Source organism: Escherichia sp. UTM R2 (assembly GCF_048593455.1).
GTDB classification, from domain to species: Bacteria; Pseudomonadota; Gammaproteobacteria; order Enterobacterales; family Enterobacteriaceae; genus Escherichia; species Escherichia coli.
Genome location: NZ_JBFWDY010000002.1, coordinates 856,668 through 880,513 on the forward strand (window position 1 = coordinate 856,668; position 23,846 = coordinate 880,513).

Annotated in this window: 22 protein-coding genes, 1 tRNA gene and 5 pseudogenes; 18 read left to right on the forward strand and 10 right to left on the reverse strand. The window is 41.0% G+C overall.

The genetic code is table 11. The features are described from left to right. Positions 1 to 13: 13 nt before the first annotated feature. Positions 14 to 1,210, reverse strand: coding sequence for a diaminopropionate ammonia-lyase (gene dpaL / locus AB4H76_RS04970; RefSeq protein WP_000110493.1), 1,197 nt, complete (start codon positions 1,208 to 1,210; stop codon positions 14 to 16). 57 nt (positions 1,211 to 1,267) lie between these two features. Then, positions 1,268 to 2,455 carry a knotted carbamoyltransferase YgeW gene (gene ygeW / locus AB4H76_RS04975; protein WP_000859787.1) on the reverse strand — a complete coding sequence of 396 codons (1,188 nt, stop codon included), beginning with the start codon at positions 2,453 to 2,455 and terminating at the stop codon, positions 1,268 to 1,270. A gap of 478 nt (positions 2,456 to 2,933) precedes the next feature. Here ygeW and AB4H76_RS04980 point away from each other — a divergent pair, with 478 nt between their 5' ends. Further along, the gene (locus tag AB4H76_RS04980; protein WP_000417792.1) at positions 2,934 to 4,712 is read left to right on the forward strand and encodes a sigma-54 interaction domain-containing protein; all 1,779 of its coding nucleotides are present in this window, start codon (positions 2,934 to 2,936) and stop codon (positions 4,710 to 4,712) included. Between the two features lie 39 nt (positions 4,713 to 4,751). On the opposite strand, the gene xdhC is transcribed toward AB4H76_RS04980, so the two are convergent. Genes xdhC through xdhA form a run of 3 tightly spaced genes read right to left on the reverse strand, consistent with a single transcriptional unit; the run spans position 4,752 to position 8,414 of the window. After that, positions 4,752 to 5,231, reverse strand: coding sequence for a xanthine dehydrogenase iron sulfur-binding subunit XdhC (gene xdhC, locus AB4H76_RS04985; RefSeq protein WP_001016605.1), 480 nt, complete (start codon positions 5,229 to 5,231; stop codon positions 4,752 to 4,754). Continuing rightward, a complete protein-coding gene (gene xdhB / locus AB4H76_RS04990) occupies positions 5,228 to 6,106 on the reverse strand; it encodes a xanthine dehydrogenase FAD-binding subunit XdhB (protein WP_062892434.1) in 879 nt (292 codons plus the stop codon). Before xdhB ends, xdhC begins: the two co-directional genes overlap by 4 nt. A 10-nt stretch (positions 6,107 to 6,116) precedes the next feature. Beyond that, entirely contained in the window at positions 6,117 to 8,414 is a 2,298-nt protein-coding gene (xdhA, locus tag AB4H76_RS04995; RefSeq protein WP_000388150.1) for a xanthine dehydrogenase molybdenum-binding subunit XdhA, read from the reverse strand. Between the two features lie 418 nt (positions 8,415 to 8,832). Here xdhA and actS point away from each other — a divergent pair, with 418 nt between their 5' ends. The 9 genes and pseudogenes from actS (at position 8,833) to AB4H76_RS05040 (ending at position 15,489) form a co-directional block, all read left to right on the forward strand. Then, entirely contained in the window at positions 8,833 to 9,588 is a 756-nt protein-coding gene (actS, locus tag AB4H76_RS05000) for an amidase activator ActS (RefSeq protein WP_001272558.1), read from the forward strand. A gap of 78 nt (positions 9,589 to 9,666) precedes the next feature. After that, positions 9,667 to 9,740 (forward strand) — tRNA-Gly (locus tag AB4H76_RS05005). Positions 9,741 to 9,977: 237 nt separating this feature from the next. Beyond that, a complete protein-coding gene (locus AB4H76_RS05010; protein ID WP_000676921.1) occupies positions 9,978 to 11,588 on the forward strand; it encodes a glycoside hydrolase family 15 protein in 1,611 nt (536 codons plus the stop codon). A 12-nt stretch (positions 11,589 to 11,600) separates the two neighbouring features. Then, positions 11,601 to 11,720: pseudogene (locus AB4H76_RS05015) on the forward strand (type III secretion protein); the annotation flags it as partial. Beyond that, positions 11,680 to 12,667 (forward strand): annotated as a pseudogene (locus AB4H76_RS05020) (YscQ/HrcQ family type III secretion apparatus protein). The pseudogenes AB4H76_RS05015 and AB4H76_RS05020, both read left to right, overlap by 41 nt. Next, positions 12,657 to 13,322, forward strand: a complete 666-nt coding sequence (locus AB4H76_RS05025) for an EscR/YscR/HrcR family type III secretion system export apparatus protein (RefSeq protein WP_053263547.1) — start codon at positions 12,657 to 12,659, stop codon at positions 13,320 to 13,322. The pseudogene AB4H76_RS05020 and the gene AB4H76_RS05025 overlap by 11 nt, the downstream one beginning before the upstream one ends. Positions 13,323 to 13,331: 9 nt before the next feature. Continuing rightward, complete coding sequence (locus AB4H76_RS05030; protein WP_000341004.1) at positions 13,332 to 13,592, forward strand: EscS/YscS/HrcS family type III secretion system export apparatus protein; 261 nt, start codon at positions 13,332 to 13,334, stop codon at positions 13,590 to 13,592. A 1-nt stretch (position 13,593) separates the two neighbouring features. Next, positions 13,594 to 14,361: a type III secretion system export apparatus subunit SctT gene (gene sctT / locus AB4H76_RS05035; RefSeq protein WP_000503297.1), complete on the forward strand. Its 768-nt coding sequence runs from the start codon at positions 13,594 to 13,596 to the stop codon at positions 14,359 to 14,361. Positions 14,362 to 14,369: 8 nt separating this feature from the next. Next, positions 14,370 to 15,489: pseudogene (locus AB4H76_RS05040) on the forward strand (EscU/YscU/HrcU family type III secretion system export apparatus switch protein). 79 nt (positions 15,490 to 15,568) lie between these two features. On the opposite strand, the gene AB4H76_RS05045 reads toward AB4H76_RS05040, so the two are convergent. Continuing rightward, the gene (locus tag AB4H76_RS05045; protein WP_000060551.1) at positions 15,569 to 15,844 is read right to left on the reverse strand and encodes a hypothetical protein; all 276 of its coding nucleotides are present in this window, start codon (positions 15,842 to 15,844) and stop codon (positions 15,569 to 15,571) included. A 1-nt stretch (position 15,845) separates the two neighbouring features. Next, a complete protein-coding gene (locus AB4H76_RS05050) occupies positions 15,846 to 16,346 on the reverse strand; it encodes a helix-turn-helix transcriptional regulator (protein ID WP_001195873.1) in 501 nt (166 codons plus the stop codon). A gap of 256 nt (positions 16,347 to 16,602) precedes the next feature. Between AB4H76_RS05050 and AB4H76_RS05055 the strand changes: the two genes are divergently transcribed. The 8 genes and pseudogenes from AB4H76_RS05055 (at position 16,603) to AB4H76_RS05090 (ending at position 21,214) form a co-directional block, all read left to right on the forward strand. Continuing rightward, positions 16,603 to 17,784 carry a PrgH/EprH family type III secretion apparatus protein gene (locus AB4H76_RS05055; RefSeq protein WP_077491652.1) on the forward strand — a complete coding sequence of 394 codons (1,182 nt, stop codon included), beginning with the start codon at positions 16,603 to 16,605 and terminating at the stop codon, positions 17,782 to 17,784. A 13-nt stretch (positions 17,785 to 17,797) separates the two neighbouring features. After that, complete coding sequence (locus AB4H76_RS05060) at positions 17,798 to 18,037, forward strand: type III secretion system needle complex protein (protein ID WP_000796273.1); 240 nt, start codon at positions 17,798 to 17,800, stop codon at positions 18,035 to 18,037. A 19-nt stretch (positions 18,038 to 18,056) separates the two neighbouring features. Beyond that, positions 18,057 to 18,389, forward strand: coding sequence for a type III secretion system inner rod subunit SctI (gene sctI / locus AB4H76_RS05065; protein ID WP_000116717.1), 333 nt, complete (start codon positions 18,057 to 18,059; stop codon positions 18,387 to 18,389). Then, positions 18,386 to 19,120 carry an EscJ/YscJ/HrcJ family type III secretion inner membrane ring protein gene (locus AB4H76_RS05070; protein WP_077491650.1) on the forward strand — a complete coding sequence of 245 codons (735 nt, stop codon included), beginning with the start codon at positions 18,386 to 18,388 and terminating at the stop codon, positions 19,118 to 19,120. Before sctI ends, AB4H76_RS05070 begins: the two co-directional genes overlap by 4 nt. Positions 19,121 to 19,135: 15 nt before the next feature. Beyond that, positions 19,136 to 19,717 (forward strand): annotated as a pseudogene (locus AB4H76_RS05075) (type III secretion apparatus protein OrgA/MxiK). A 17-nt stretch (positions 19,718 to 19,734) separates the two neighbouring features. Next, complete coding sequence (locus AB4H76_RS05080; RefSeq protein WP_001352163.1) at positions 19,735 to 19,929, forward strand: hypothetical protein; 195 nt, start codon at positions 19,735 to 19,737, stop codon at positions 19,927 to 19,929. A gap of 2 nt (positions 19,930 to 19,931) precedes the next feature. Continuing rightward, a complete protein-coding gene (locus AB4H76_RS05085) occupies positions 19,932 to 20,363 on the forward strand; it encodes a hypothetical protein (protein WP_000606432.1) in 432 nt (143 codons plus the stop codon). A 218-nt stretch (positions 20,364 to 20,581) separates the two neighbouring features. Next, positions 20,582 to 21,214, forward strand: a complete 633-nt coding sequence (locus AB4H76_RS05090; RefSeq protein WP_077491648.1) for a LuxR C-terminal-related transcriptional regulator — start codon at positions 20,582 to 20,584, stop codon at positions 21,212 to 21,214. 17 nt (positions 21,215 to 21,231) lie between these two features. On the opposite strand, the pseudogene AB4H76_RS05095 reads toward AB4H76_RS05090, so the two are convergent. From AB4H76_RS05095 to ygeH, 3 genes and pseudogenes are all read right to left on the reverse strand, one after another. After that, positions 21,232 to 21,733, reverse strand: a pseudogene (locus AB4H76_RS05095) (lytic transglycosylase domain-containing protein). 82 nt (positions 21,734 to 21,815) lie between these two features. Beyond that, positions 21,816 to 22,034, reverse strand: coding sequence for a protein YgeI (ygeI, locus tag AB4H76_RS05100; protein WP_000184092.1), 219 nt, complete (start codon positions 22,032 to 22,034; stop codon positions 21,816 to 21,818). A 167-nt stretch (positions 22,035 to 22,201) separates the two neighbouring features. Beyond that, positions 22,202 to 23,578 carry a HilA family transcriptional regulator YgeH gene (ygeH, locus tag AB4H76_RS05105; RefSeq protein ID WP_121689815.1) on the reverse strand — a complete coding sequence of 459 codons (1,377 nt, stop codon included), beginning with the start codon at positions 23,576 to 23,578 and terminating at the stop codon, positions 22,202 to 22,204. Positions 23,579 to 23,846 lie beyond the last annotated feature (268 nt).

Sequence of the window (23,846 nt, forward strand, 5' to 3'; positions counted from 1 at the left end):
TCCAATAGGGTGATTAAGGTGCTACAGCGTGTTTGCCTTCCCAGACAACTTCGCGGTAGTGCTTCACGTCGGTGTCGCCTTCAGTGCTGATAACCAGCACTACGGCATCTTTGTTCAGCGCCAGTTTTTCCATCAGGCTTTGACGTTGCGGGTGATAATGAACCGCCGCGAGAACGCCCAAACCGACAGCGCCGGATTCACCGGAGATGATGCGCGGGTCGTTGCCGTACGGATTACCCAGCACGCGCATACCTAATGCGGCAACGCTGTCCTGGCAGGAGATGAATTGGGTGGCGCAGTTACGTAGGATTTCCCAGCCCAGCGGGTTAGGTTCGCCACAGGCCAGGCCCGCCATGATGGTGGCCATATCACCGCCAACGTTGACGATGTCGCCTTTGACGCCGGAGCGATAAATACAGTCAGCTTTGTCAGGTTCAACAATAATGCTGTGCAGATTTTGCGGGCTGTAGACGTCGACCAGATAACCCAGCACACCACCGGCCATTGCACCGACACCGGCTTGCAGCAGAACGTGTGTCGGGGTTACGCCCATTTCACGCATTTGCTCGACGGCTTCATCTGCCAGGGTTGCGTAGCCTTGCATGATCCAGGTTGGGATTTTGGTGTAACCTTCCCATGCCGTGTCCTGTACCACTTCCCAGCCGTGCTGCTGCGCGTGTTGCATGGTCAGGCGAACGGTATCGTCATAGTTCATATCGGTGACGATGCACTCGGCACCCAGATTCAGAATGGCGTCAACGCGTTCCTGAGCAGAACCTTTCGGCATGTAAATCACCGCGTTCTGACCGAGTTGCTGAGCGGCCCATGCCACACCGCGCCCGTGGTTGCCGTCGGTGGTGGTCGCAAAGGTCATTTTTTCGCCGATGGCATTTTTCAGGTGCTCAAATGACAGCGTTTCGATATCAAGATGATATTTTTCGCACAATAATTGAGCGATGGCGTACGCACCGCCGAGCATTTTGAAGGCGTTCAGACCGAATCGTTTTGATTCGTCTTTGACGAGAATTTTCTTCACACCAAAAAGGTTTGCGAGATCGTCCAGCGCACAAAGCGGTGTTGGGCGATAACCAGCAATTTTCTGGTGGAACTGGCGCGCCAGTTTGGCCTGGCTTTGCGAAAAGAGCGGTGATGTTTCGCCGTTGAAAAATTTGTTATCGGCGATATCAATCTTCAATGAGAAAACGGACATATCCTATCCTTTTGGCCTCTGGAAATAGAGGGCCGACCAGCTGATCGGCCCGAGGGGTTATTTCACGCGTTCTTGCGCTTCTTTCAGCAGTTGCTCGAGCAGTGCACCTGGTTTGGCGTATTTACGGGACAGGATCATCGCGGCGATGATATAAGGCTTCCAGCTGGCTTCTTTGTAGGTAGCGATACGGTATTTTTCGAATACGCCTTCAGTCACTTCACCTTCTTTGCAGGATACACCGCTGATATCAGCTGGCAGGCAGTGCATGTACAGGGCTTCGCCATCACGGGTCAGTTCCATCATCTCTTCAGTACAATGCCAGTCTTTGTGTTGCGCGTTCTGTGCCAGACACTGTTTTTCCAGTGCTTTTAAGCCTTCGTGGTCGTTCGCACGCAGCAATTCAGTACGCTCTTCCATCACTTTGTAAGGTGCCCATGACTTCGGATAAACGATGTCTGCGTCTTTGAAGGCTTCTTCCATGCTGGTGACCTGACGGAAGCTACCACCGGAGGCTTTAGCATTGTTTTTCGCCACTTCAACCACATCCGGGATCAGGTCGTAGCCTTCCGGATGGGCCAGGGTGACATCCATACCGAAGCGAGTCATCAGACCGATGATGCCTTGTGGTACAGAGAGCGGTTTGCCATAGCTTGGGGAGTAGGCCCAGGTCATGGCGATTTTTTTACCTTTCAGGTTTTCCAGTGAACCAAAGTGTTCACGTAACCATGCCAGGTCAGCCATTGACTGAGTCGGGTGATCAATATCGCATTGCAGGTTCACTAAAGCCGGACGTTGCGGCAGCACACCCTGCTTGTAACCGTCATCAAGTGCAGCGCCAACTTCACGCATATAGGCGTTGCCTGCGCCCAGATACATATCGTCGCGAATACCAATAGCGTCGGCGCAGAAGGAGATCATATTGGCGGTTTCACGCACGGTTTCGCCGTGAGCGATTTGTGATTTGCCTTCATCGAGATCTTGCTGTGCAAGCCCGAGCAGGTTAAGCGCGGAAGCATAAGAGAAGCGGGTACGGGTGGAGTTGTCGCGGAATACGGAAATACCTAATCCACTATTAAAGACTTTGGTTGAGATGTTTTCAGCACGCAGTGCTTTTAATGCTGCGGCAACGTCCAGTACTTGTTTCAGTTCATCTGGCGTCTGTTCCCACGTTAACAAAAAATCTTTCTCGTGAAGGTGAGAGGTCAGCGAATTGATATCCTTAATCAGCTCATTAACAGTTTTCATCATAAAGTCCCGGTAGTGGAATGACAGGCAAAGTGGTTTATTTCACTGTGACTTGCCAAAGTGATTGGTGTTTTCACAGCTATACCTGGGACTAACAATAAGTGTGCCAGAATTATCCACGGGGCTGCAAAAGACTAATTTGACGGATAATGTGTGGGGTTGATCACAAATTGATGCCAGCTTCCGGTTGTTTGTAAAATACGAAAACGTTTGGCTTTTTTTATCGCGTTATTTATTTGCTGCTAAGTATCAGAAATAAGATAAAGGGACAGGCGATCTCTCTTCAGTTTGATAAACTCACCGCCGTAATTCTCATATTGATATAGAAATGTGATATCTCTTCCATAATTTTATTAGAAAGTGATAAAAATCTTATGTTTTTATCAAAGCCAATTTCGCCTGAGTTAATATCATCATGATCTGTGAACCATCAACGTCTTCAATGATCGACTTTTAAGTAAGTCTGGAAGGTAAAGCTATGGAGCTTGCTACTACGCAGTCAGTATTGATGCAAATTCAACCGACAATTCAGCGTTTTGCCAGAATGCTTGCCAGCGTTTTGCAGCTTGAGGTTGAGATCGTTGATGAAAACTTGTGTCGCGTCGCCGGAACTGGCGCGTATGGGAAGTTTCTTGGTCGCCAGTTGAGCGGCAACTCACGCCTGCTCCGCCACGTCCTGGAAACGAAAACTGAAAAAGTTGTGACACAGTCTCGCTTCGATCCCCTTTGCGAAGGTTGCGATAGTAAAGAAAATTGCCGCGAAAAAGCATTTCTGGGTACGCCTGTCATTTTACAGGATCGTTGTGTTGGGGTGATAAGTTTGATTGCCGTTACCCACGAGCAACAAGAGCATATCAGTGATAATTTACGCGAATTTTCTGATTATGTTCGTCATATATCCACCATTTTTGTTTCGAAACTTCTGGAGGATCAGGGGCCAGGAGATAACATCAGTAAAATATTCGCGACCATGATCGATAATATGGATCAGGGCGTATTAGTTGTAGATGACGAAAATCGGGTTCAGTTTGTTAATCAGACTGCCTTAAAAACACTTGGTGTTGTGCAAAATAATATTATTGGGAAACCTATCCGTTTCAGACCATTAACATTTGAGAGTAATTTTACCCATGGACATATGCAGCATATTGTTTCGTGGGACGATAAAAGTGAATTAATCATTGGTCAATTGCATAACATTCAGGGCCGACAATTATTTTTAATGGCGTTTCACCAATCGCATACCAGTTTTTCTGTAGCAAATGCACCTGATGAACCGCATATTGAACAATTGGTTGGCGAGTGCCGTGTTATGCGGCAATTAAAACGACTCATTAGCCGTATTGCACCCAGCCCATCCAGCGTTATGGTGGTTGGTGAAAGCGGCACGGGTAAAGAAGTTGTCGCCCGTGCAATCCATAAGTTGAGCGGAAGACGGAATAAACCCTTTATTGCTATCAACTGTGCCGCGATTCCGGAGCAGCTTCTGGAGAGCGAACTGTTCGGTTATGTTAAAGGCGCATTTACTGGCGCTTCTGCCAACGGTAAAACAGGGTTGATTCAGGCGGCGAATACGGGCACGCTGTTTCTCGATGAAATAGGTGATATGCCATTAATGTTGCAGGCTAAATTACTGCGCGCTATTGAGGCACGTGAAATTCTGCCGATTGGTGCCAGTAGCCCAATACAAGTCGACATTCGCATCATTTCTGCAACTAACCAGAATTTGGCCCAGTTCATTGCCGAAGGTAAATTCCGCGAAGATCTCTTCTACCGACTTAATGTTATCCCGATAACTCTGCCACCGCTGCGTGAACGTCAGGAAGATATTGAACTACTGGTGCATTACTTTTTACATCTGCATACCCGTCGTCTGGGATCGGTTTATCCTGGCATTGCTCCCGATGTCGTCGAAATATTGCGTAAGCATCGTTGGCCCGGAAACCTGCGCGAGTTAAGCAATTTGATGGAATATCTGGTTAACGTTGTTCCTTCAGGTGAAGTTATCGACAGCACGCTATTGCCGCCAAATCTGCTGAATAATGGCACAACGGAGCAAAGTGATGTAACAGAGGTCACTGAGGCACACCTGTCACTCGATGATGCGGGCGGCACGGCGCTGGAGGAGATGGAAAAGCAAATGATCCGCGAGGCGCTTTCACGTCATAACAGCAAGAAGCAAGTTGCTGATGAACTGGGCATCGGCATTGCTACGCTCTATCGCAAGATTAAGAAATATGAGTTGTTAAACACATAACCTCAGTGAATCCGGCCTGAATTCAGGCCGGATATCCTTTTACTTCGTTTTCTCGCAATCCAGAACTGTATTTACAATCATCTGATACCCCGTGCAGCGACAAAGATTTCCCGCCAGTCCGCGACGAATTTCCGTAATGGTTAATGGCTTCTCGCGTGGTTTCGCCAGCATTGCCGTGGTAGCCATAATCAGGCCAGGCGTACAAAACCCGCACTGCACTGCGCCGGATTTCGCATAAGCCTGCTGAACATGAGAAAGTTTTCCGCCTTTCGCTTCACCTTCCAGCGTGCGGATCTCTTTTCCTTCAGCCCAGGCGGCAAGGTATAAGCAACTGTCTATTGCTGTGCCGTCGACCAGCACCGTACAGGCACCACATTCACCCACGCAGCACCCTTGTTTGACACTTAGCAGTCCTTGTTCGCGGAGTAATTCCGAGAGCGGCGTGCCTGGTGCGGCATGAAGCTGAAAAGGCATCCCGTTAATGGTGCATTCGATGGTAATTGTTTCGCTGTGATTCATTGCAATTTTCCCCCCGCCGCGGCGACGGCTTCGCTAATCACTTTTTTGGTCATCGTCTGGATGAGATGCAGACGAAACTCTTTACTGGCCCGCCATGAAGAACGCGGGGCGACATCTTGCAGGACAGATTCGCTGATAGCTTCCAGCGTTTGCAGGTTTAATGGCGCATTTTGTGCAGTCTGTTCGGCATGTTGGCAGCGAATCGGCGTTGGCGCGGCAACACCAAATGCCAGACGTAATTCGCTGAAATTGCCGTTATCCAGTCGGCAATGTGCGGCGCAGCCAATCGTTGAAATATCCATTGCGTCGCGCATGGCATATTTAAAATGCGCGCTGCCCGCGTGTTCTTTCGGCTGGGGCGGAAAATGAAAGGCGACAAGGATTTCGTCATGCTCAAGAGACACTTTGCCTGGCCCAGTGTGAAAGCCATTAATCGGGACGAAACGAACACCGCGTGGGGAGTGGATCTCCAGCTTTGCGTCATAAATTAGCGTTGGCGTGGCAGAATCTGCGCTGGTGGCACCGTTGCAAATATTTCCACCGTAGGTAGCGACGTTACGGATCTGCGGTCCGGCAATGGACGAGGCCGCAGCACATAACGCCGGGAGATGACGTTGAGTTATAGAATCTTCTATTAGCTGGGTAAATGTCGTTGCAGAGCCGATACGTAGCGAGCCATCTTCCGCCAGCGTAATTCCCCGCAGCTCCGCCAGATTATGAATATCAACAATATGGCGATAACGGTCATTGTGATGGTGGAGCTGAATCAGTACGTCAGTACCACCGGCGAGCAGTTTGGCCTGCGGGTTGTCAGCCAGCAGGTTGATGGCATCGGCAAGGGTTGCTGCGCGATGGTAAGAAGCAAAATCAAACATGATGTTATCCTCAAATCAATCCTGCCAGATGAAACTCTTCATATAACCGTTTTGGCGTCAGCGGCAGTGTATTGATTGCAACACCGGTAGCCATCTTCACCGCGTTACGAATAGCTGCGGCAACAGGAATTATTGGTGGCTCACCCAGTGACTTATGTCCGTATGCGGATTGCGGTTCATTGATTTCGACGAACGCGCTTTCCAGTTGTGGCAGATCCGGCATGGTCGGCATTTTGTAATCCAGCAGATTGGGGTTACGGACCACGCCGCTTTTCGCATCGATGATCATCTCTTCAAATAGCGCCCAGCCAATGCCCATTCCCATTCCGCCGTGTACCTGACCTTCTGCCAGCAGCGGATTTAGAATATGCCCCGAATCATGAACGTTGAGGATGCGGTTGATGGTGACTTTGCACAGTGCAATATCGACCGTCAGATCAACAAAGGTACAGCCAAACGCCGGTGGGTTAGTGGTGGTTTTGATGGAGCTTTCAGCAGAGAGCTGCCCGCCGCGTTCAGGGTGGTAGAAAGCGTCCATCGCCAAATCTTTTAACGACATTAACGGCTCTTCCGGTCGTTCAACCAGCACGATATGGCCTTTTATCAGGGTCAGATTCATCGCTGACTGATGTAGCATGACTGCGGCGTGAGCGATGATTTTCTCTTTTAATAACAGTGCCGCACTGCGCAGCGCAGGCGCAGCAACATAGCTCTGGCGTGAGGCAAATGCGCCGGGATCGAACGGCGTAACGTCGGTATCTTGTGTTGAAATAACGCGAACGTCGCTGACCGGAACCCCCACGGTTTCTGCCACCATTTGCGAGAAGACGGTGTCGGCACCCTGACCGATTTCCGTCGCGCCGCTTTGCACGTTGATGGTTCCATCCTGATTCATCAGAAGGCGCGCGCCTGCTATTTCTACGCCGACAGGCCAGGTATTAGAGGTGTAGCTAAAACAGGCGACGCCAACGCCGCGGCGTAAATTGCCTTGCTGGTTCTGGCATTCTGCACGGCGTTTTTCCCATTCAAAGATTTTCCGGCCTTTTTCAAGACACTCCGGCAACCCTGCGCTGTAAATACGTTTGCCCGTGAGCGGATTAGCATCTCCTTCGCGGGCGGCGTTGCGTAAACGAATTTCAACAGGATCAATACCTAACGCTGTCGCGGCGTCATCAAGCATAGACTCAACGGCAAATACGACTTGTGGCGCGCCATAACCACGCATCGCACCAGCCGAGGGGAGGTTGGTATAGCAGGTCTTTGAACTGTAAGCGTAGGCACAACGAGGATAAAGGTAAGCGACTTTATTCCCCCCCGCAGAAGCGATGGAGTGCCCGTGAGATGCATAAGCGCCGGTGTTAGACAGAACATCCAGACTATAACCTTTCAATGTTCCGTCGCGGTTCACGCCCATTTGCCCGTCAATAGTAAAAGCGTGGCGGGTACGGGTTGCGAGGAAACACTCTTCACGGCTAAGGGAAACTTTCACCGGAATGCCGCCAAGCTTGCTGGTCAGGAATGCCGCCATTGGCTCTTCCAGTACATCCTGTTTATTACCAAAACCGCCACCGACAAATGGTTTGATGACTCGTACGCATGACCAGGGAATATCCAGCGCCTGACCAACCACGCGGCGAACAATGTGCGGGATCTGGGTGCTGGAAACGATGGTAATTCGCGAGTCATCCTCCATCCACGCCAGCGATGTTACGCTTTCCATGTGACAATGTTGAATAACGGGAGTCTGATAGTGCCCCTGTACCTGGTAGTCGGCGGCATCGATTGTTTGTTGGACATTGCCCGTCGACATCGTACTTTGTTTCAGTAAATTGCCGCCGTTATGGATTGGTGCAGCGTCCTCTGCCAGCGCCGCTTCTGGCGTGGTGATAACGGGTAATTCTTGCCACTCAATGCTGACCAATTGCGCCGCTTTTTCTGCCGTGAGTTCATCGCGGGCCACGACGATGGCAACGGCGTCACCATGATGACGAACATGGCGAGTTAGCAGTGCGCGATCGGCGGTATCGCGCTTGTTTTCGTCAAGTGTCCATGCATGCCCAGCTGTAGCGAATGGGATATCAGGCACATCTTCCCAGGTAAAAATCGCCAGTACGCCTGGTAAACTTCTGGCTTGTTCATCATTAATACTTACGGCATAACCATGTGCGATAGGGCTACGTACATATTTCGCATAACACATGCCCGCCATAACATAATCGTCAGTATATCGTGCCCGCCCGGTGACTTTAGCAATGGCATCGACGCGCATGCATGATTCACCTGTAGCGGTTGCTTCCCGCGCTTCCATAGAAATCCCCTCGATTTGAACATTTGGTTCTTATGGCAAAGATTTAGTCTAAGCAGGCAAGATTTACGCCAGAAACGACGATAAGCGTTAGGGGAGGAAGGAAGTGTGATGACGTTAAAAAAACACAGATATGATACGAAACAGGACCCTGAATAGGGGTAGTGATACGTATCAATATGAGTGGCGATAAAATCAATGTGATAAATTAGGATTATTACGCATCAGGATGGGAAATAGGGTAAAAAAGTAAGGAACTTCGATACCTCTACTACAGTGAATATTTTGCTGATGATACTTCCCTTTGCCAAATGAAATTAACCTCTTTCTCTATTACCGCGTTTTTCCAGAAGCAAGAGATTGGGTATCAAGAGGCTGGCTGCTATGATATGGCGTCTTGTTTTTTAAGCGAGGAAAGATTTTGAGTGCGGGACGCCTGAATAAAAAATCTCTGGGTATCGTGATGTTGTTATCGGTTGGACTGCTTTTGGCGGGCTGTTCGGGTAGCAAATCATCCGATACAGGAACGTATTCCGGCTCCGTTTACACCGTGAAACGGGGGGATACGCTATATCGTATTTCGCGCACCACGGGAACCAGCGTAAAAGAACTGGCGCGACTGAACGGCATTTCCCCCCCTTACACTATTGAAGTAGGTCAGAAACTAAAACTGGGTGGGGCGAAAAGTAGCAGTAGTACACGTAAATCAACCGCCAAATCAACGACCAAAACCGCATCGGTTACACCGTCATCAGCGGTACCGAAATCTTCCTGGCCGCCAGTAGGGCAACGTTGTTGGTTATGGCCAACGACAGGGAAAGTTATCATGCCGTATTCGACAGCAGATGGCGGCAATAAAGGGATTGATATCTCAGCTCCACGGGGTACACCTATTTACGCCGCGGGTGCAGGAAAGGTGGTGTATGTGGGCAACCAGCTGCGTGGCTACGGTAATCTCATCATGATTAAACACAGTGAAGATTACATTACGGCTTACGCCCATAATGACACGATGCTGGTAAATAATGGGCAAAGCGTGAAGGCTGGGCAAAAAATCGCCACTATGGGGAGCACGGATGCGGCATCTGTTCGCCTGCATTTCCAGATTCGTTACCGTGCAACGGCAATTGATCCGCTACGTTACTTGCCGCCTCAGGGCAGCAAGCCAAAATGCTGATGGCGAATTAATCAGCAGTCAGCAGCGTGGCACTTGCTAAGGAGAGCGTAAGGTTTATAATGCCTTACGCATCTCGAAGCGGGCGTAGTTCAATGGTAGAACGAGAGCTTCCCAAGCTCTATACGAGGGTTCGATTCCCTTCGCCCGCTCCAATCAATTTATCTTCACCTCATCAACCTGCCATTTTTGTTGTATCCGATTTTCTATATTATCTTAATTCAATCGCTTCAGACTTTTCGCAATCGCCGTAATACTTCCCCATTTTGTTGTAAATAAAAAGCATTTACGCAATGCAATCCTTTTGTAACAACCCAGGTAAAACACCTTATTTTCAAGTTGTTAAATAAGTGGTTATCTACGCTTTTAACAAACGATTGATGGAATATTTTATGAAAGGGAAATCTGCATTAACTCTTCTGCTCGCTGGTATATTTTCGTGCGGCACATGCCAGGCGACAGGGGCAGAAGTGACGAGTGAATCTGTATTTAACATTCTTAATTCCACGGGGGCAGCAACAGATAAAAGTTATTTATCGTTAAATCCAGATAAGTATCCTAATTATCGTCTTTTGATTCACTCAGCCAAATTACAAAATGAAATAAAGAGCCACTATACCAAAGACGAAATTCAAGGATTGCTAACATTAACAGAAAACACACGAAAGTTAACGTTGACGGAGAAACCCTGGGGAACGTTTATTCTTGCTTCTACTTTCGAAGATGACAAAACAGCGGCAGAAACCCACTATGATGCTGTCTGGTTGAGGGATAGTTTATGGGGCTATATGGCATTAGTATCAGATCAGGGAAATAGTGTAGCCGCAAAAAAGGTTCTGCTCACCCTGTGGGATTATATGTCTACGCCCGACCAGATTAAGCGGATGCAGGACGTCATTAGCAACCCAAAACGACTGGATGGAATTCCCGTGCAAATGAATGCTGTGCATATCCGATTTGACAGCAACTCCCCCGTGATGGCAGATGTGCAGGAAGAAGGCAAGCCGCAGCTGTGGAACCATAAACAAAATGATGCTTTAGGTCTTTACCTTGATCTCCTTATACAAGCAAACAACACTGGTACTATTAACGCTGAAGATTGGGAAAAAGGTGACCGATTAAAGTCGGTTGCGCTGCTGATTGCTTATCTGGATAAAGCCAATTTCTATGTTATGGAAGATTCCGGAGCATGGGAAGAAGATGCCCGATTAAACACATCTTCCGTTGCACTGGTGACCTCTGGACTGGAACGTTTGTCAAACCTACTCTCGAAGAAAGACTCTGTTTTTGTCTCTGATTTACTACGCGAAGCTAAAGTCAATGAACTGGATGAAACTCTTTCAACAACGAGGTTGAACCACCTCATAGATAAAGGTTATGAAAGAATAACGTTACAGCTTGATTTAGGGGGAGAATCCCCAGGTTATCTGGAAAAAGATAAACATTACAGAGAAGCCGATGCGGCTTTACTTAATGTTATTTATCCTGCAAATCTTTCAAAGATAAACACCAGAAGAAAAGAGCAAGTTCTAAAAATAGTTAAAAAACTAGCAGGTCCGTATGGTATAAAAAGATACGAGAAGGATAATTATCAGTCGGCAAATTTTTGGTTCAATGATATTAAAACCGATACCGATCAAAATTCGCATACAAAAAGAGAAAAGAGCTTCATTCCATCAACAGAAGCAGAATGGTTTTTTGACTCATGGTATGCAAAATCAGCAGCAATTGTTTATAAAGAATCAAGAAAAGAAGAGTATTTGAATGACTCAGTGCAATTTATGAATAGATCATTGGCCCAAATAACAGGCGAGAATATGATTGGTGCAAATGGCAGGAGCGTACCAGAAATGGCACTTCCCGAAAGCTATAACTATATCCACAAGTCGGGAACTTTGCATGAAGCGCCAAGCCCTATCATTCCGCTAAATTGGTCGAAAGCTTCAATGACTCTCATGTTGAAAGAGATGTCCAATCTTATCAATGATGAGGGAATTAAATAGTTTTCATAATGAGTTACAGCACAACGTTGGGTATTGACTGAGCAAGATGAACGACAAGGACAACGACATCAGCCTTATGAGGAGCAAGAAAATGAAAGCAAATTCGAAAACGATCAGAAGGATGAAAGTTAATGTTCGGTCTGAGGAAAGTAAATCGAAACACTCATACGTTTGAAACCACTTTTCAAAATTGGAAAGAAAATGGCGAAGATGTTGCATTATTAATGCCCGAATTTAGTGCTAAATGGCTACCGATAGCAGAAGAGAGTGGCAGCTGGTCTGGATGGGTATTGCTTGGAGAAATATTTCCCTTAATTTCATCTGAGCTCGCTGGGATGGCTTTAATGCCAGAAACGGAAAGGTTAATAGGGGAATGGCTCAGTTTATCCAGTTCCCCGTTAAATCTAAAGCATCCTGAACTAAAATATAATCGTTTGCGCGTAGGTAAAGTATTTGATGGAGTATTGAGCCCTGCTCAACCACTAATAAGAATATGGACAGGGGAATTGAATCTTTGGTTAGATAAAGTCACAGTCTGTCAATACGGAAACGCTCCAGCGTTAGACAAAAAATCATTATATTGGTCCATTCATTTTGTAATTGGATTTAGTAAAACATGTTACAGAAGTCTTATTGATATTGAAGTTGGTGATGTTTTATTAATCTCAAATAATTTGGCTTATGCGGTTATTTATAATACAAAAATTTGTGATTTAATTTATCCAGAGGAGTTAAAAATGGCTGATCATTTTGAGTACGAGGAAGATTTTGAAACAGATGATTTTGATATCAAAAAAAACGAGAGTGAGATTTATGATGAAAATGACGATCAGATGATTAATAGTTTTGAAGACTTGCCTGTAAAAATTGAGTTTGTTCTTGGTAAGAAAATAATGAATCTATATGAAATAGACGAACTCTGTGCAAAAAGAATAATATCTCTGCTTCCTGAATCTGAGAAAAATATAGAAATACGTGTAAATGGCGCGCTAACTGGCTATGGCGAACTTGTTGAAGTGGATGATAAATTGAGCGTAGAGATTCATTCTTGGTTATCAGGGCATAATAATGTCAAATAGCATTTCGCTGATAGCTATACTAACATTATTTACACTATTGCCGTTTATAATAGCATCCGGGACATATTTTATTAAATTCTCGATTGTTTTTGTTATTGTCCGAAACGCGCTGGGGCTTCAGCAAGTGCCATCAAATATGACACTTAATGGGGTTGCTTTGCTATTGTCAATGTTTGTAATGATGCCGGTTGGGACGGAAATATATTATAACAGTCAGAATGAGAATCTTTCATTCAATAATGTAGCGTCGGTTGTTAATTTTGTTGAGACAGGCATGAGTGGTTATAAATCATATTTGATAAAATATTCTGAACCTGAGTTGGTTAGCTTTTTTGAAAAGATTCAGAAGGTGAATAGTTCTGAAGACAATGAAGAGATAATCGATGATGATAATATTTCAATTTTCTCGTTACTGCCCGCATATGCATTGAGTGAGATAAAAAGTGCATTTATTATAGGTTTTTATATCTATTTACCCTTTGTTGTAGTGGATCTGGTTATATCCAGCGTTCTGTTAACGTTAGGTATGATGATGATGAGTCCGGTAACCATATCTACACCGATAAAATTAATTTTGTTTGTCGCGATGGACGGTTGGACAATGTTATCAAAAGGACTCATTTTACAATATTTTGACCTATCCATTAATCCCTGAGAAAAAAATATGGACGATATTGTTTTTGCGGGGAATAGGGCGCTGTATCTGATTTTAGTTATGTCTGCAGGACCTATTGCAGTTGCGACATTTGTTGGTTTATTGGTAGGGCTTTTTCAAACGGTAACACAGTTACAAGAACAGACGTTGCCATTTGGCGTCAAATTATTATGCGTAAGTATTTGCTTTTTTTTAATGAGCGGATGGTATGGTGAAAAATTATATTCGTTTGGTATCGAAATGCTGAATTTAGCATTCGCGAGAGGATAGGATGGGGGAGGCGATACTCTATCAGTTGCATAGTCTGCTGGCTGCTACAGCGCTCGGTTTTTGCCGATTGGCACCAACTTTCTATTTGTTACCATTTTTCGCCAGTGGGAATATACCAACAGTAGTCCGTCATCCAATAATAATAGTGGTATCATGTGCATTAGTTCAGCATTACCACTATGAATTATCGACCTTAAATGAAATCGATATCGCTTTGTTTGCTGCCAGAGAAATTATCATAGGGCTGTTCATTGCTTGCTTATTATCATCCCCGTTTTGGATTTTCCTTGCTATAGGTAGTTTTATCGATAACCAACGTGGTGCAACGTTAAGTAGTACTTTGGATCCTGCTACAGGTGTCGATACTTCGGAATTAGCAAGATTATTTAACCTATTCTCTGCAGCGGTTTATCTTACTAACGGTGGATTGAACTTTATTCTGGAAACTCTTTGGCAAAGTTATAATTTATGGCCTTCAGGCAATTTTAATTTTCCTAAATTAGAGCCTTTATTCTCATATATTAATAACATAATGACTCATACTATCGTTTACGCAAGTCCCGTGATTGCCGTTATGCTGGGCGGTGAGGCTGTCCTGGGATTGCTGGCACGTTATGCTTCACAACTAAATGCTTTTGCCATTTCACTGACTGTCAAAAGTGCGCTGGCATTTTTAATATTAATTATTTATTTTGGCCCAATACTGGCTGAACGAGTAATGCCGTTATCCTTTTTCCCAGAACAATTGCAACTATACATTGAGAAATAGAGTGTTTCATGGCCAATAAAACTGAAAAGCCAACACAAAGAAACTCCAGGATGCTTCTAAAAAAGGGCAAGTTCTAAAAAGTAGAGACTTAACCATCTCTGTAATAATGCTTGTGGGTACTTTATATCTCGGATATGTTTTTGATGTGCATCACATTATGTCGATTCTTGAATACATCCTTGATCATAACGCTAAACCAGATATTTGGGACTATTTTAAAGCTATGGGGGTTGGTTGGTTGAAAACGATCATTCCTTTTTTGCTGGTTTGCATGTTCACAACAATACTTGTCTCCTGGTTTCAAAGTAAAATGCAATTAGCAACTGAAGCTGTTAAATTTAAGTTTGATTCATTGAATCCAGTAAATGGCTTAAAGCGTATATTTGGCTTAAAAACCGTAAAAGAATTTGTTAAAGCAATTCTTTATATTATTTTTTTTGCATTGGCGAACAAAGTATTTTGGAGTAATCATAAATCACTGCTTTTTAAAACTCTTGATGGAGATATCATATCTTTATTATCAGATTGGGGAGAGATGCTATTCCTTCTTATACTGTATTGTCTCGGCAGTATGATAATTGTCTTAATTTTTGATTTTATCGCTGAATATTTTTTATTTATGAAAGATATGAAAATGGATAAACAAGAAGTTAAAAGAGAATACAAGGAGCAAGAAGGAAATCCAGAAATTAAGTCTAAACGCAGAGAGCGCATCAGGAAATTCTTTCTGAGCAATTGAAGTCTGATGTCAGTAATAGTCGTTTGATGATTGCCAACCCTACTCACATTGCAATAGGGATATACTTTAAGCCACATCTTTCACCTATTCCATTGATTTCTGTAAGAGAAACTAATGAGGTAGCCTTAGCCGTAAGGAAATATGCAAAGGAAATCGGAATACCAATTATCACAGATAAAAAATTAGCACGAAAAATTTATGCTACCCATCGTCGCTACGATTATGTTAGCTTCGAAAATATAGATGAAATATTACGTCTTCTGCTGTGGCTTGAAGATGTGGAGAATGCTGGACAACCTGTTCCAGATGAACAGCTCTCTTCAGAAGATAAATTCATTGAAGGTGAAGAGAAAGAAATCGAGAATAAAGACGATAATTTAAAAAATTAAACATCTGTCGTAGTCAGAAATTTATAAGAATCTACACGCAAAAACCGTGTAGATTCATTATTTAATGAGTTAAACGATCTTATGAAATGACAAGCAATTGATACATACTCATCTCTTTATAAGCTGGAACTGTAGTAACCTGTGCAAATTCGCGATATAGCTTTTGCTCCAGTTCTGCTGAAGATATATATTCCGGGTGTTCGCTAAAGAACTGTCTTGCATCTACTATCGCTTGGGATTCGCCACTTCTTTTATTTTGATTCTCCTTTAATGAATTTTCTCTGGTGCATGCAGAGAGCAACGATATCAGCGCGATGGTTATTATGATTTTACTATTATATCCTACTAATGACATATCAACTTTCTCTTACGCAAGATTGGAGTTTAAAATAATGTTTATCCCATTCACAGAGTGCTATAAACAACTCAACAGTACCTTTTATGTTAAGTTTATTTAGGGCTCTTATTTTGTGATATGATACTGTTTTATAATCAATTCCTTTAATAATGGCTATTTGTTTTAACGAGTAAGAAACACATAACCGCAGGATATCTATATCATCATGGGTAAGTGGTTCTTGTGTGGGATACACATTTTGTGTATGAAGATTCGAAATCAGGAAATGCGTTAAATCAGATAATCTAATATTCTTATTGATCCTGATGAAATTGTTGCTTAAAAGGATGTTTACAGGTTCTGTATTTGGTTTGAGATTTCGATGTTGATACTCATCAATAACAACGAACGAATGCCCAAGATCAACCAACGCAACTAAATCGCTGTAATATTCTTTTTGGGATGCTAATAATGCATTAGTGCCTACAGTGAAGTAGACATCACTGGAAAAGACTTGCATATGCCAACCTGTACTCTAAAATCATTTAGGGTAAATATTACGTGTAAAAGTTAAAATAAGAGTAATTGTTATATTTGCTTAACATTGAGGGAATAGGGTTTATACCTTAAATTGTAAATAAAGTTATGCATAGAGGCATTTAAAATAGTCCTCGAAATTATAATTTTTTATTCTGTATCATCATATTTTGGTCATGAAATTTCCGTCTTGTTACACTACTCTAAACTAGAGCTTATGGAATTAGCGGGGGGTATTCATGGAAAATAATGATAAATTCTTATCACAAGACTTATTGGAATCTTATGCCATTCGTTTGTTGAGCGGACCATTGAATGGATGCGAGTATGAAATACTTAATGGGCGTCTACTTGTTATCATTGGTAATGATGTTTCGTTAGGAAGAAGTGATGCTTTTTCTGAGTTACCAGAAAACACAATAGTCGTTCCTTATGGCGAGCTTACAGGTAGTTTTGAGATAATAATTACTACCGACCCTGATATAGTAGTAACAATCAGAGAATTAACAGCACAAGAACCTGAAGATAGAACGTTAACATTCAATCAGCAAGTAGAAGTTTTAGGTCTCAAATTTGCTGTAAAAGAAAAAAATGAAGTTTGGCAGTATTCATTGCCAGGCATTATTGAAAATAACATTATTTCTACAAAACAACATTTCTTTAGCAGTAAGCTGTTTAAGTATGTAATGCTTTTTTTTCTTTTTGCTATCATTTTCTTTGCTTTTTATATTGTTAATGCCAGTAATGATCCGCAGCTGAGACATATCGATAAAATTCTTGTAAACAAAAACAGGAATTATGAAATTTTATATGGTAGAGATCATGTTATCTATATCAATACCAATAGTTTGGATGAAGCAGTCTGGGTCAAACAAGCACTGGAAAAAAATCAACCTGGAAAGCCAGTACGGGTGATAAATCCTGATGATGAATCGATACGAATTTTTTCATGGCTTGCTGATAATTTCCCTGATTTACAATATTTTAAACTTCAGCTATTAGATGCCAGTAATCCCAGACTGACCGTGAGTAAGCAACGGAATGCTATCACACAGCAACTAATCGACAATCTTATTAAAGGGTTACTACAAACTATGCCATATGCCAGCAATATAAGTATTGCGGTATTAGATGATAATGTATTGGAAAGTCAGGCTATTGAAACATTGTCAGCGATAGGTCTTTCTTATGAAAAATATAAAACAGCTAACAATGTGTATTTCAATATCATTGGTACGTTAAGTGACAGTGAATTAAATAAAATTAATAACTATGTTGACGAATATTATAAACAATGGGGTAAACAATATGTAAGATTTAATGTGAATTTGAAAAATCAGGACACATATAATAGTTCATTTAGCTACGGAGATAACCGATTCGAGAAGTCTCAAGGTAGCAACTGGACGTTTCAGGAATAATTGAGGAGGACTTATAGCAGATTGGAATGGTTATATTATGGATATCAGCAAACAATTTGATCAGGGCGTTGATGATCTGAACCAGCAAGTTGAAAAAGCGTTGGAGGTTTTAGCAACCAATCCCTCCGACCCGAAATTTCTTGCCGAATATCAAAGTGCATTAGCTGAGTATACATTATATCGAAATGCGCAATCTAACGTTGTAAAAGCGTATAAAGATCTTGATTCAGCAATCATACAAAACTTCCGCTAAACTGGATAAGGATTTTATTATGTCAGTAAGCAATATGCCACCTATTGATAGAGCTGAGCAATCAACTGCTCATGAAATACAGCAAGCGAAAGTGATTGATTTAAATGACCGGGTTCTCAATCTTGACAACCCGGATGATAAAATGATCTCCGCTTTTGCCAACTATGCTGTACAAACTGAAAATTGGCAGCAAAATGCGTTACAAGCATTAAGGTCTGATAAAAAGGGGTTAACTCCTGAAAAATTATTAGTCTTGCAGGATCATGTGCTTAATTATAATGTCGAGGTTTCATTGGTGGGAACATTAGCAAGAAAGATTGTCGCTGCAGTTGAGACGTTGACCCGCTCATGAAATATATATCATTATTATTGTTTATCCTGCTGTTGTGCGGCTGCAAGCAGCAGGAATTATTGAACCATCTTGATCAACAGCAAGCTAATGATGTCCTTGCTGTTTTACAAAGACATAATATTAATGCTGAAAAGAAGGATCAAGGCAAAACTGGATTCTCAATCTATGTTGAACCAACGGATTTTGCTTCTGCGGTGGATTGGCTAAAAATCTACAATCTCCCGGGTAAGCCTGATATTCAAATATCGCAGATGTTCCCTGCAGATGCACTCGTTTCATCTCCACGAGCGGAAAAAGCAAGGCTATATTCTGCTATTGAGCAGTGGTTAGAGCAATCTCTCAAAATTATGGATGGCATTATTTCTTCGAGAGTACATGTTAGTTACGATGTTGATAATGGCGATAGTGGTAAAACTGCTTTACCAATTCATATTTCTGTACTTGCAGTATATGAAAAAGATATCAACCCAGAAATAAAAATAAATGACATCAAGAGATTTATTGTTAATAGTTTTGCAAGCGTACAATATGAAAATATTTCTGTTGTATTGTCAAAACGAAGAGACATTACTGAGCAAGCACCAACATATGAAATTAGCGAACTTGTTTTTGCTTATGATAAGGCTATGCCGGTTTCTATCTTACTTGCATTAATATCCGTAGCGACTTGCTGGCTGTTATGGAAATATAGGGCCATTCTAACTAATTTAGTCAGGTTGAAAATTAAGTAGACATATGAGAGCGTTATGAATCTTGCCCTAAGAAAGATTATATATGATCCAATTAGTTGTATTCATCCTCAACGAGTAAGCTTGAATAATACACCTATTAACAATCCGGTGCTTAGATCTATTACCAATGAAATGATTGTTCTGCAGTACAATCTTTCAGTTGAACATTTTAATCTGAATAGTTCACTTATTTAATACATAAACAATTGGAATTTATTTCCATTGATCTGTTTATTCAGTGGTTATCACTTTTATCGAGAAAGGTTTGCAGAACGCGGATTTTTTTATAAGGTTCCTGCTGTGCTAAGGGATTATTTATCAGCTATACCGGTGGAAATAAATGAAAAGGCACGATACAAACCCGGCATCGCTAACTATCACAATATCATCACATGTGGTTTTTCAACGTTGTTACCCTATATAAGGCAACAACCATTGGCAATGCAGCAACGATTTAATTTATTATTTCCTGATTTTGTTGATCACATACAATTGCCGTTACCACTTGCATCAACTCTTTTAGAGAGAAATACATTTTATGCGAAAAAAAATAGAGATGAGCTTGATAAAATCTCCTGCAAATGGTGTTGTGATTAAAAAAAATTTCTGATGGATTGAAAGAAATAGTTTCTCTTAAAGAAAATATCCTTATTGAAACCAACGCAAAAATTCAGAGCATTGAGGTAAAGAGAGAAGAAAAATTTATTCAAGGTTATTATGATGGCTATACAAAAGGCATTATTGATGTGATGGATAATTTTATACCCTTGATAAGCTTGTTGAGCTCAGAACTAGAAAAAAAAGAATAAACATGATAAACGATCTGAAGAGTATATTGTTAAAATCCTCAGAGGAAGTTGATGTTTTTATCAAAATTTTTGAAAGTTGGAGAAAAAAATTACCGGCAATATCAGGTCCTGTAAATCTCTATATACCTACCAGTTTCAAAGATAAGTATCTTGAAGTAGAGTCATATTTTGTCGACAAATCAATATGGAATGTCCATATTACATTTCATGATGATAAGCGTTTTGTGTTTTTTACCGATCAATTTATTGCTGAATTTAGTCCGCAGGAATTTGTGGATAATTGTGAGCAATATTTAATTAATAATCATTGTTTCTCCCCTGACAAGGTTAACGAAATCTGCGAACAAGCCAGACATTATTTAGTTGAAAAAATGTTTGAAACACATTCTTTGGATATGAATAATTCTGTTTTGGCAAGCCCTGAGGACTTATAGCTCACTGGCTCAGGTTTAATGATTTGAATATAATCTAATTGTAATATTTTAATCATCTCATTATTTTTTAATGCCTGTGGTATTTTTTTACGCAAAAATTTTATTTTTAATTATATTTCATTATTATTTCATCAATGTATTCTTTGGATTTTGCTTATAATAATGGAAGGGATGATTATAAATGAATACGTTAAAGCATTTACACTCAGGATGAATATATGGGAAAAATTAAAATTGTAGTTTCAGATCAGCAGCCGTTTATGATTGATGGGATAATTGGATTTCTCGGACATTATCCTGATTTATATGAGGTTGTTGGGGGCTATAAAGATCTGAAGAAAGCTATAGCGGAGTGTAACAAATCTACAGCCCAAATATTTATTTTAGGAGAATTTGCAGGTGGAATGATGGGGTCCGAACTCGTAAAATGGGTTAAATCGCATAAGATAGATGCTCATATTATTACATTTGTAGCAAAGATGCCGTATATTGATTCAATAAAATTGCTTGAAGCAGGTGCGAAAGGATGCGTATGGAAAACCAGTCACCCGGCGAAACTAAATCGTGCTATTGATTCGATTAGTAATGGTTACACTTATTTTGATAGTGTACATATGGATTGTGAAAAAATATCTTCCAGGTATTCCTCTGATAATCAACTTACAAATCGTGAGTCAGAAATATTACAACTCATAGCTGATGGTAAAACAAACAAAGAAATCGCTAATTTCTTGCAGTTAAGCAGGAAAACAATCGAAACTCATAGACTCAATATCATGAAGAAATTAGATGTTCACAGTGGTATCGAGTTGATCAAAACAGCTTTACGTATGGGTGTTTGCACTATATAAAAAAAGAGGCTTTAGGCTCATTTTGCTGAAGCCTTACGATTGTCTAGTTCATTAAGCCTGGTATATACAATATATATTTTGGGGCATATTGCTGTCTCTTTTTTTGGTTATCCATTGCAAAACCCGCATTATAAGTCCCCAGGCATTGCCACGTTACTCCACAACGTGAAAAATGGTTATATAAAATCTCGGTTCCTATTTTAATGTTCAGACAAGGGTTATCTAACAAATCTCGTTCATCTTTTATTATTCCACGTTTTTTTAACAGGGGAATATGCATCTGGTTTATCTGCATTAACCCATAATCTAAACTCTTTATATTGTTATTCTTATCTCTGTTCTTGCCTATGCTATCCTTTTTTAGATTGCTTTCAACAAGAGCGATAGCTTTAATTAAATTTGGTTCGATTCTGAACATTGTTCCTGCTTCATTAGAGCAAGAGTTGCTGGCGAAAGACTGTTTGTAATAAATATACAAAACGTGAAGATGGTTAAGAATTTAACTTTTGGTGAGTGCATATTTTTTCATGTGTGAGGATTGAATGAAAGGAACGAGATACTATTATAAAAGTATCTCGTTATGATTTATTTGGTCAATCGTCTACCATTCAATTTTATAGTAAGGTGAGATAGGATTATCTTCTGAATACATATCATTTTGAAAAGACGCCATCCATGTTGAAACTATAAATGCTTGTATTTGATCTGTATCAGTAGCACTGGTGTTGATGTGTTTATCTAATGATACGACTTCATCACCCGTTGCATTCGCTATATTTGAACTTTGAGATAAATTATTGATACCGATTGGATTAGTCATAAAGCTCCCTTTTTTAATTGTCCAGGCCAATGGTCTTTACATCATACTTTTAACTCTAGAGCATTTTAAATACCTTGCAATAAGGTGAATATCTTAGATATTTTTATCTCTGTTGTTTAAATAACAAGTTGCATACATCTAAATAATAAAATTGCGTCAATAAAAATTTATCGCATACAAATTCTCGTCAGCTGCTTTAATTTCAAAATGTTGTCAATTATAACTCGATGGCTTTCACTCTCAGTTTCTTTATAGTAGAGTTTAATGTTGTTTTTGAGCGGGTTAGGCACATACATATCTACACATTCTTTTATCACAACTGCTTTTCGTCTTCTGGGTTCGAGTTGTAGTGATTTGTCTATACAAATCCTTGCCTCTTCAATTTTTTCATTATGAAAGTGGACTAGTGCCCTATAGTAGTAGAGAGAGGCTATATCAGTTGAGTGTATCTTAGCCTGTTCAAATAAGATATGAGATACTTTTGCTTGTCCAGACAGACCAGTTATCAGTCCCATAATAGCTAAAATTTTTCCATCGACAGTGGTTATGTCTGATACATAATCTAAAAGCTCTAATGCTTTTTGAGCAGCAAGTTCAAGTTCACTTTTTCCATGAAGTGCCAAAGACATATGGCATTCCGCTAGAAGGCAATAACATTCTGTTTTTAGCGTCTGTATATCACTTTTATTTTGTAATCTATCAAATATAGTCATGGCCCTGTAAATGCTTTCAGGGGTGAAGTCGTAAAGTTCTTTCTTTCCGGCTAACATTTCATCTGATAAATAATGATTCTTATATCCTTGGTCCTGCTTAGCTAATCTTACAGATCGTTCTGGTTTATGTACCGTTTGAAGGATATTATCTATAATAAATTGTGATGTATTATGTAGTTCATCAACAGGGAGATGATTACTGGCGATGAGGAAAAGGTTTTTAGCGTCGATCAACTCAATGTATAAAGTGTTCACTGCATTATTCTGGTTTATTCTTCCTGTAACGAAATAATCTGGCTTGAATCTGCTCAAGAATGAATTTTGAGATATGTGATCATTACAAAAATTTGTCGCAGCCATCGGATAGGTATAGAGACCATCGATTTTTTTATTTGAAATGATTTGCACTAATTCCTGATTAAGTATTAATGGATCCAGTGTATTCAATGAAGTAGTGAAAGGGAATATAGCTATGGAATAGTCTGAAGTATTATCTTCATTAATTTTAGTTTTGAAAACCTGCTCGCTGAAACGATAACCTTTCCGGTAGATTGTTTCTATGCAACGATCATAGCCAATTTTTTCAAAAATGCAGCGCAAAGAATAGATACATCTTGTCAGGGACTCGTCACTAACAATAATATTTTTCCATACTGATTCGATGATCATATCTTTCAGTACAACATGACCAGCGGATTCAAGTAATACTATTAATACACCTAACTCTTTCTGTGGAATATAAACTTGCTCATTTCCTTGAGTAAGAATTCCATCTTCCGTGAGCGTTAATTCCTCAAGAAAATGATATGAGAATTTATTTTCTAAGTCCATTAGTTAACCTCTATGAAAAAATTGGTTTCTTGCATCCTGCTTAAGCAATAGAAATTATGGCTATTCATATTTATGTGTCATTAATGCTACAGGAAATTACATTCGACATATCTATGGTTGTGTTCACTAATTTATCTTAGGAATTCAGTGATGTAATCTGAAATAACCTTATTCAATTTTTATAAAGTAGATTATTCTCTAACGCATTGAAAAATAATGATTTATAGTATGCTCTTAACTGTTTTAAGATGCTGATTTAAGAAAACAT

Coding starts and splice junctions, on each gene's coding strand:
- xdhA (WP_000388150.1), bottom strand. CDS start 8,414: ATGGAAGCGCGGGAAGCAACCGCTACAGGTGAATCATGCATGCGCGTC.
- ygeH (WP_121689815.1), bottom strand. CDS start 23,578: ATGGACTTAGAAAATAAATTCTCATATCATTTTCTTGAGGAATTAACG.
- ygeW (WP_000859787.1), bottom strand. CDS start 2,455: ATGAAAACTGTTAATGAGCTGATTAAGGATATCAATTCGCTGACCTCT.
- AB4H76_RS05085 (WP_000606432.1), top strand. CDS start 19,932: ATGATAAACGATCTGAAGAGTATATTGTTAAAATCCTCAGAGGAAGTT.
- AB4H76_RS05025 (WP_053263547.1), top strand. CDS start 12,657: ATGTCAAATAGCATTTCGCTGATAGCTATACTAACATTATTTACACTA.
- AB4H76_RS05050 (WP_001195873.1), bottom strand. CDS start 16,346: ATGCAAGTCTTTTCCAGTGATGTCTACTTCACTGTAGGCACTAATGCA.
- sctI (WP_000116717.1), top strand. CDS start 18,057: ATGTCAGTAAGCAATATGCCACCTATTGATAGAGCTGAGCAATCAACT.
- AB4H76_RS05045 (WP_000060551.1), bottom strand. CDS start 15,844: ATGTCATTAGTAGGATATAATAGTAAAATCATAATAACCATCGCGCTG.
- AB4H76_RS05090 (WP_077491648.1), top strand. CDS start 20,582: ATGGGAAAAATTAAAATTGTAGTTTCAGATCAGCAGCCGTTTATGATT.
- xdhB (WP_062892434.1), bottom strand. CDS start 6,106: ATGTTTGATTTTGCTTCTTACCATCGCGCAGCAACCCTTGCCGATGCC.
- AB4H76_RS04980 (WP_000417792.1), top strand. CDS start 2,934: ATGGAGCTTGCTACTACGCAGTCAGTATTGATGCAAATTCAACCGACA.
- ygeI (WP_000184092.1), bottom strand. CDS start 22,034: ATGACTAATCCAATCGGTATCAATAATTTATCTCAAAGTTCAAATATA.
- xdhC (WP_001016605.1), bottom strand. CDS start 5,231: ATGAATCACAGCGAAACAATTACCATCGAATGCACCATTAACGGGATG.
- AB4H76_RS05070 (WP_077491650.1), top strand. CDS start 18,386: ATGAAATATATATCATTATTATTGTTTATCCTGCTGTTGTGCGGCTGC.
- AB4H76_RS05055 (WP_077491652.1), top strand. CDS start 16,603: ATGGAAAATAATGATAAATTCTTATCACAAGACTTATTGGAATCTTAT.
- sctT (WP_000503297.1), top strand. CDS start 13,594: ATGGGGGAGGCGATACTCTATCAGTTGCATAGTCTGCTGGCTGCTACA.
- AB4H76_RS05010 (WP_000676921.1), top strand. CDS start 9,978: ATGAAAGGGAAATCTGCATTAACTCTTCTGCTCGCTGGTATATTTTCG.
- dpaL (WP_000110493.1), bottom strand. CDS start 1,210: ATGTCCGTTTTCTCATTGAAGATTGATATCGCCGATAACAAATTTTTC.
- AB4H76_RS05030 (WP_000341004.1), top strand. CDS start 13,332: ATGGACGATATTGTTTTTGCGGGGAATAGGGCGCTGTATCTGATTTTA.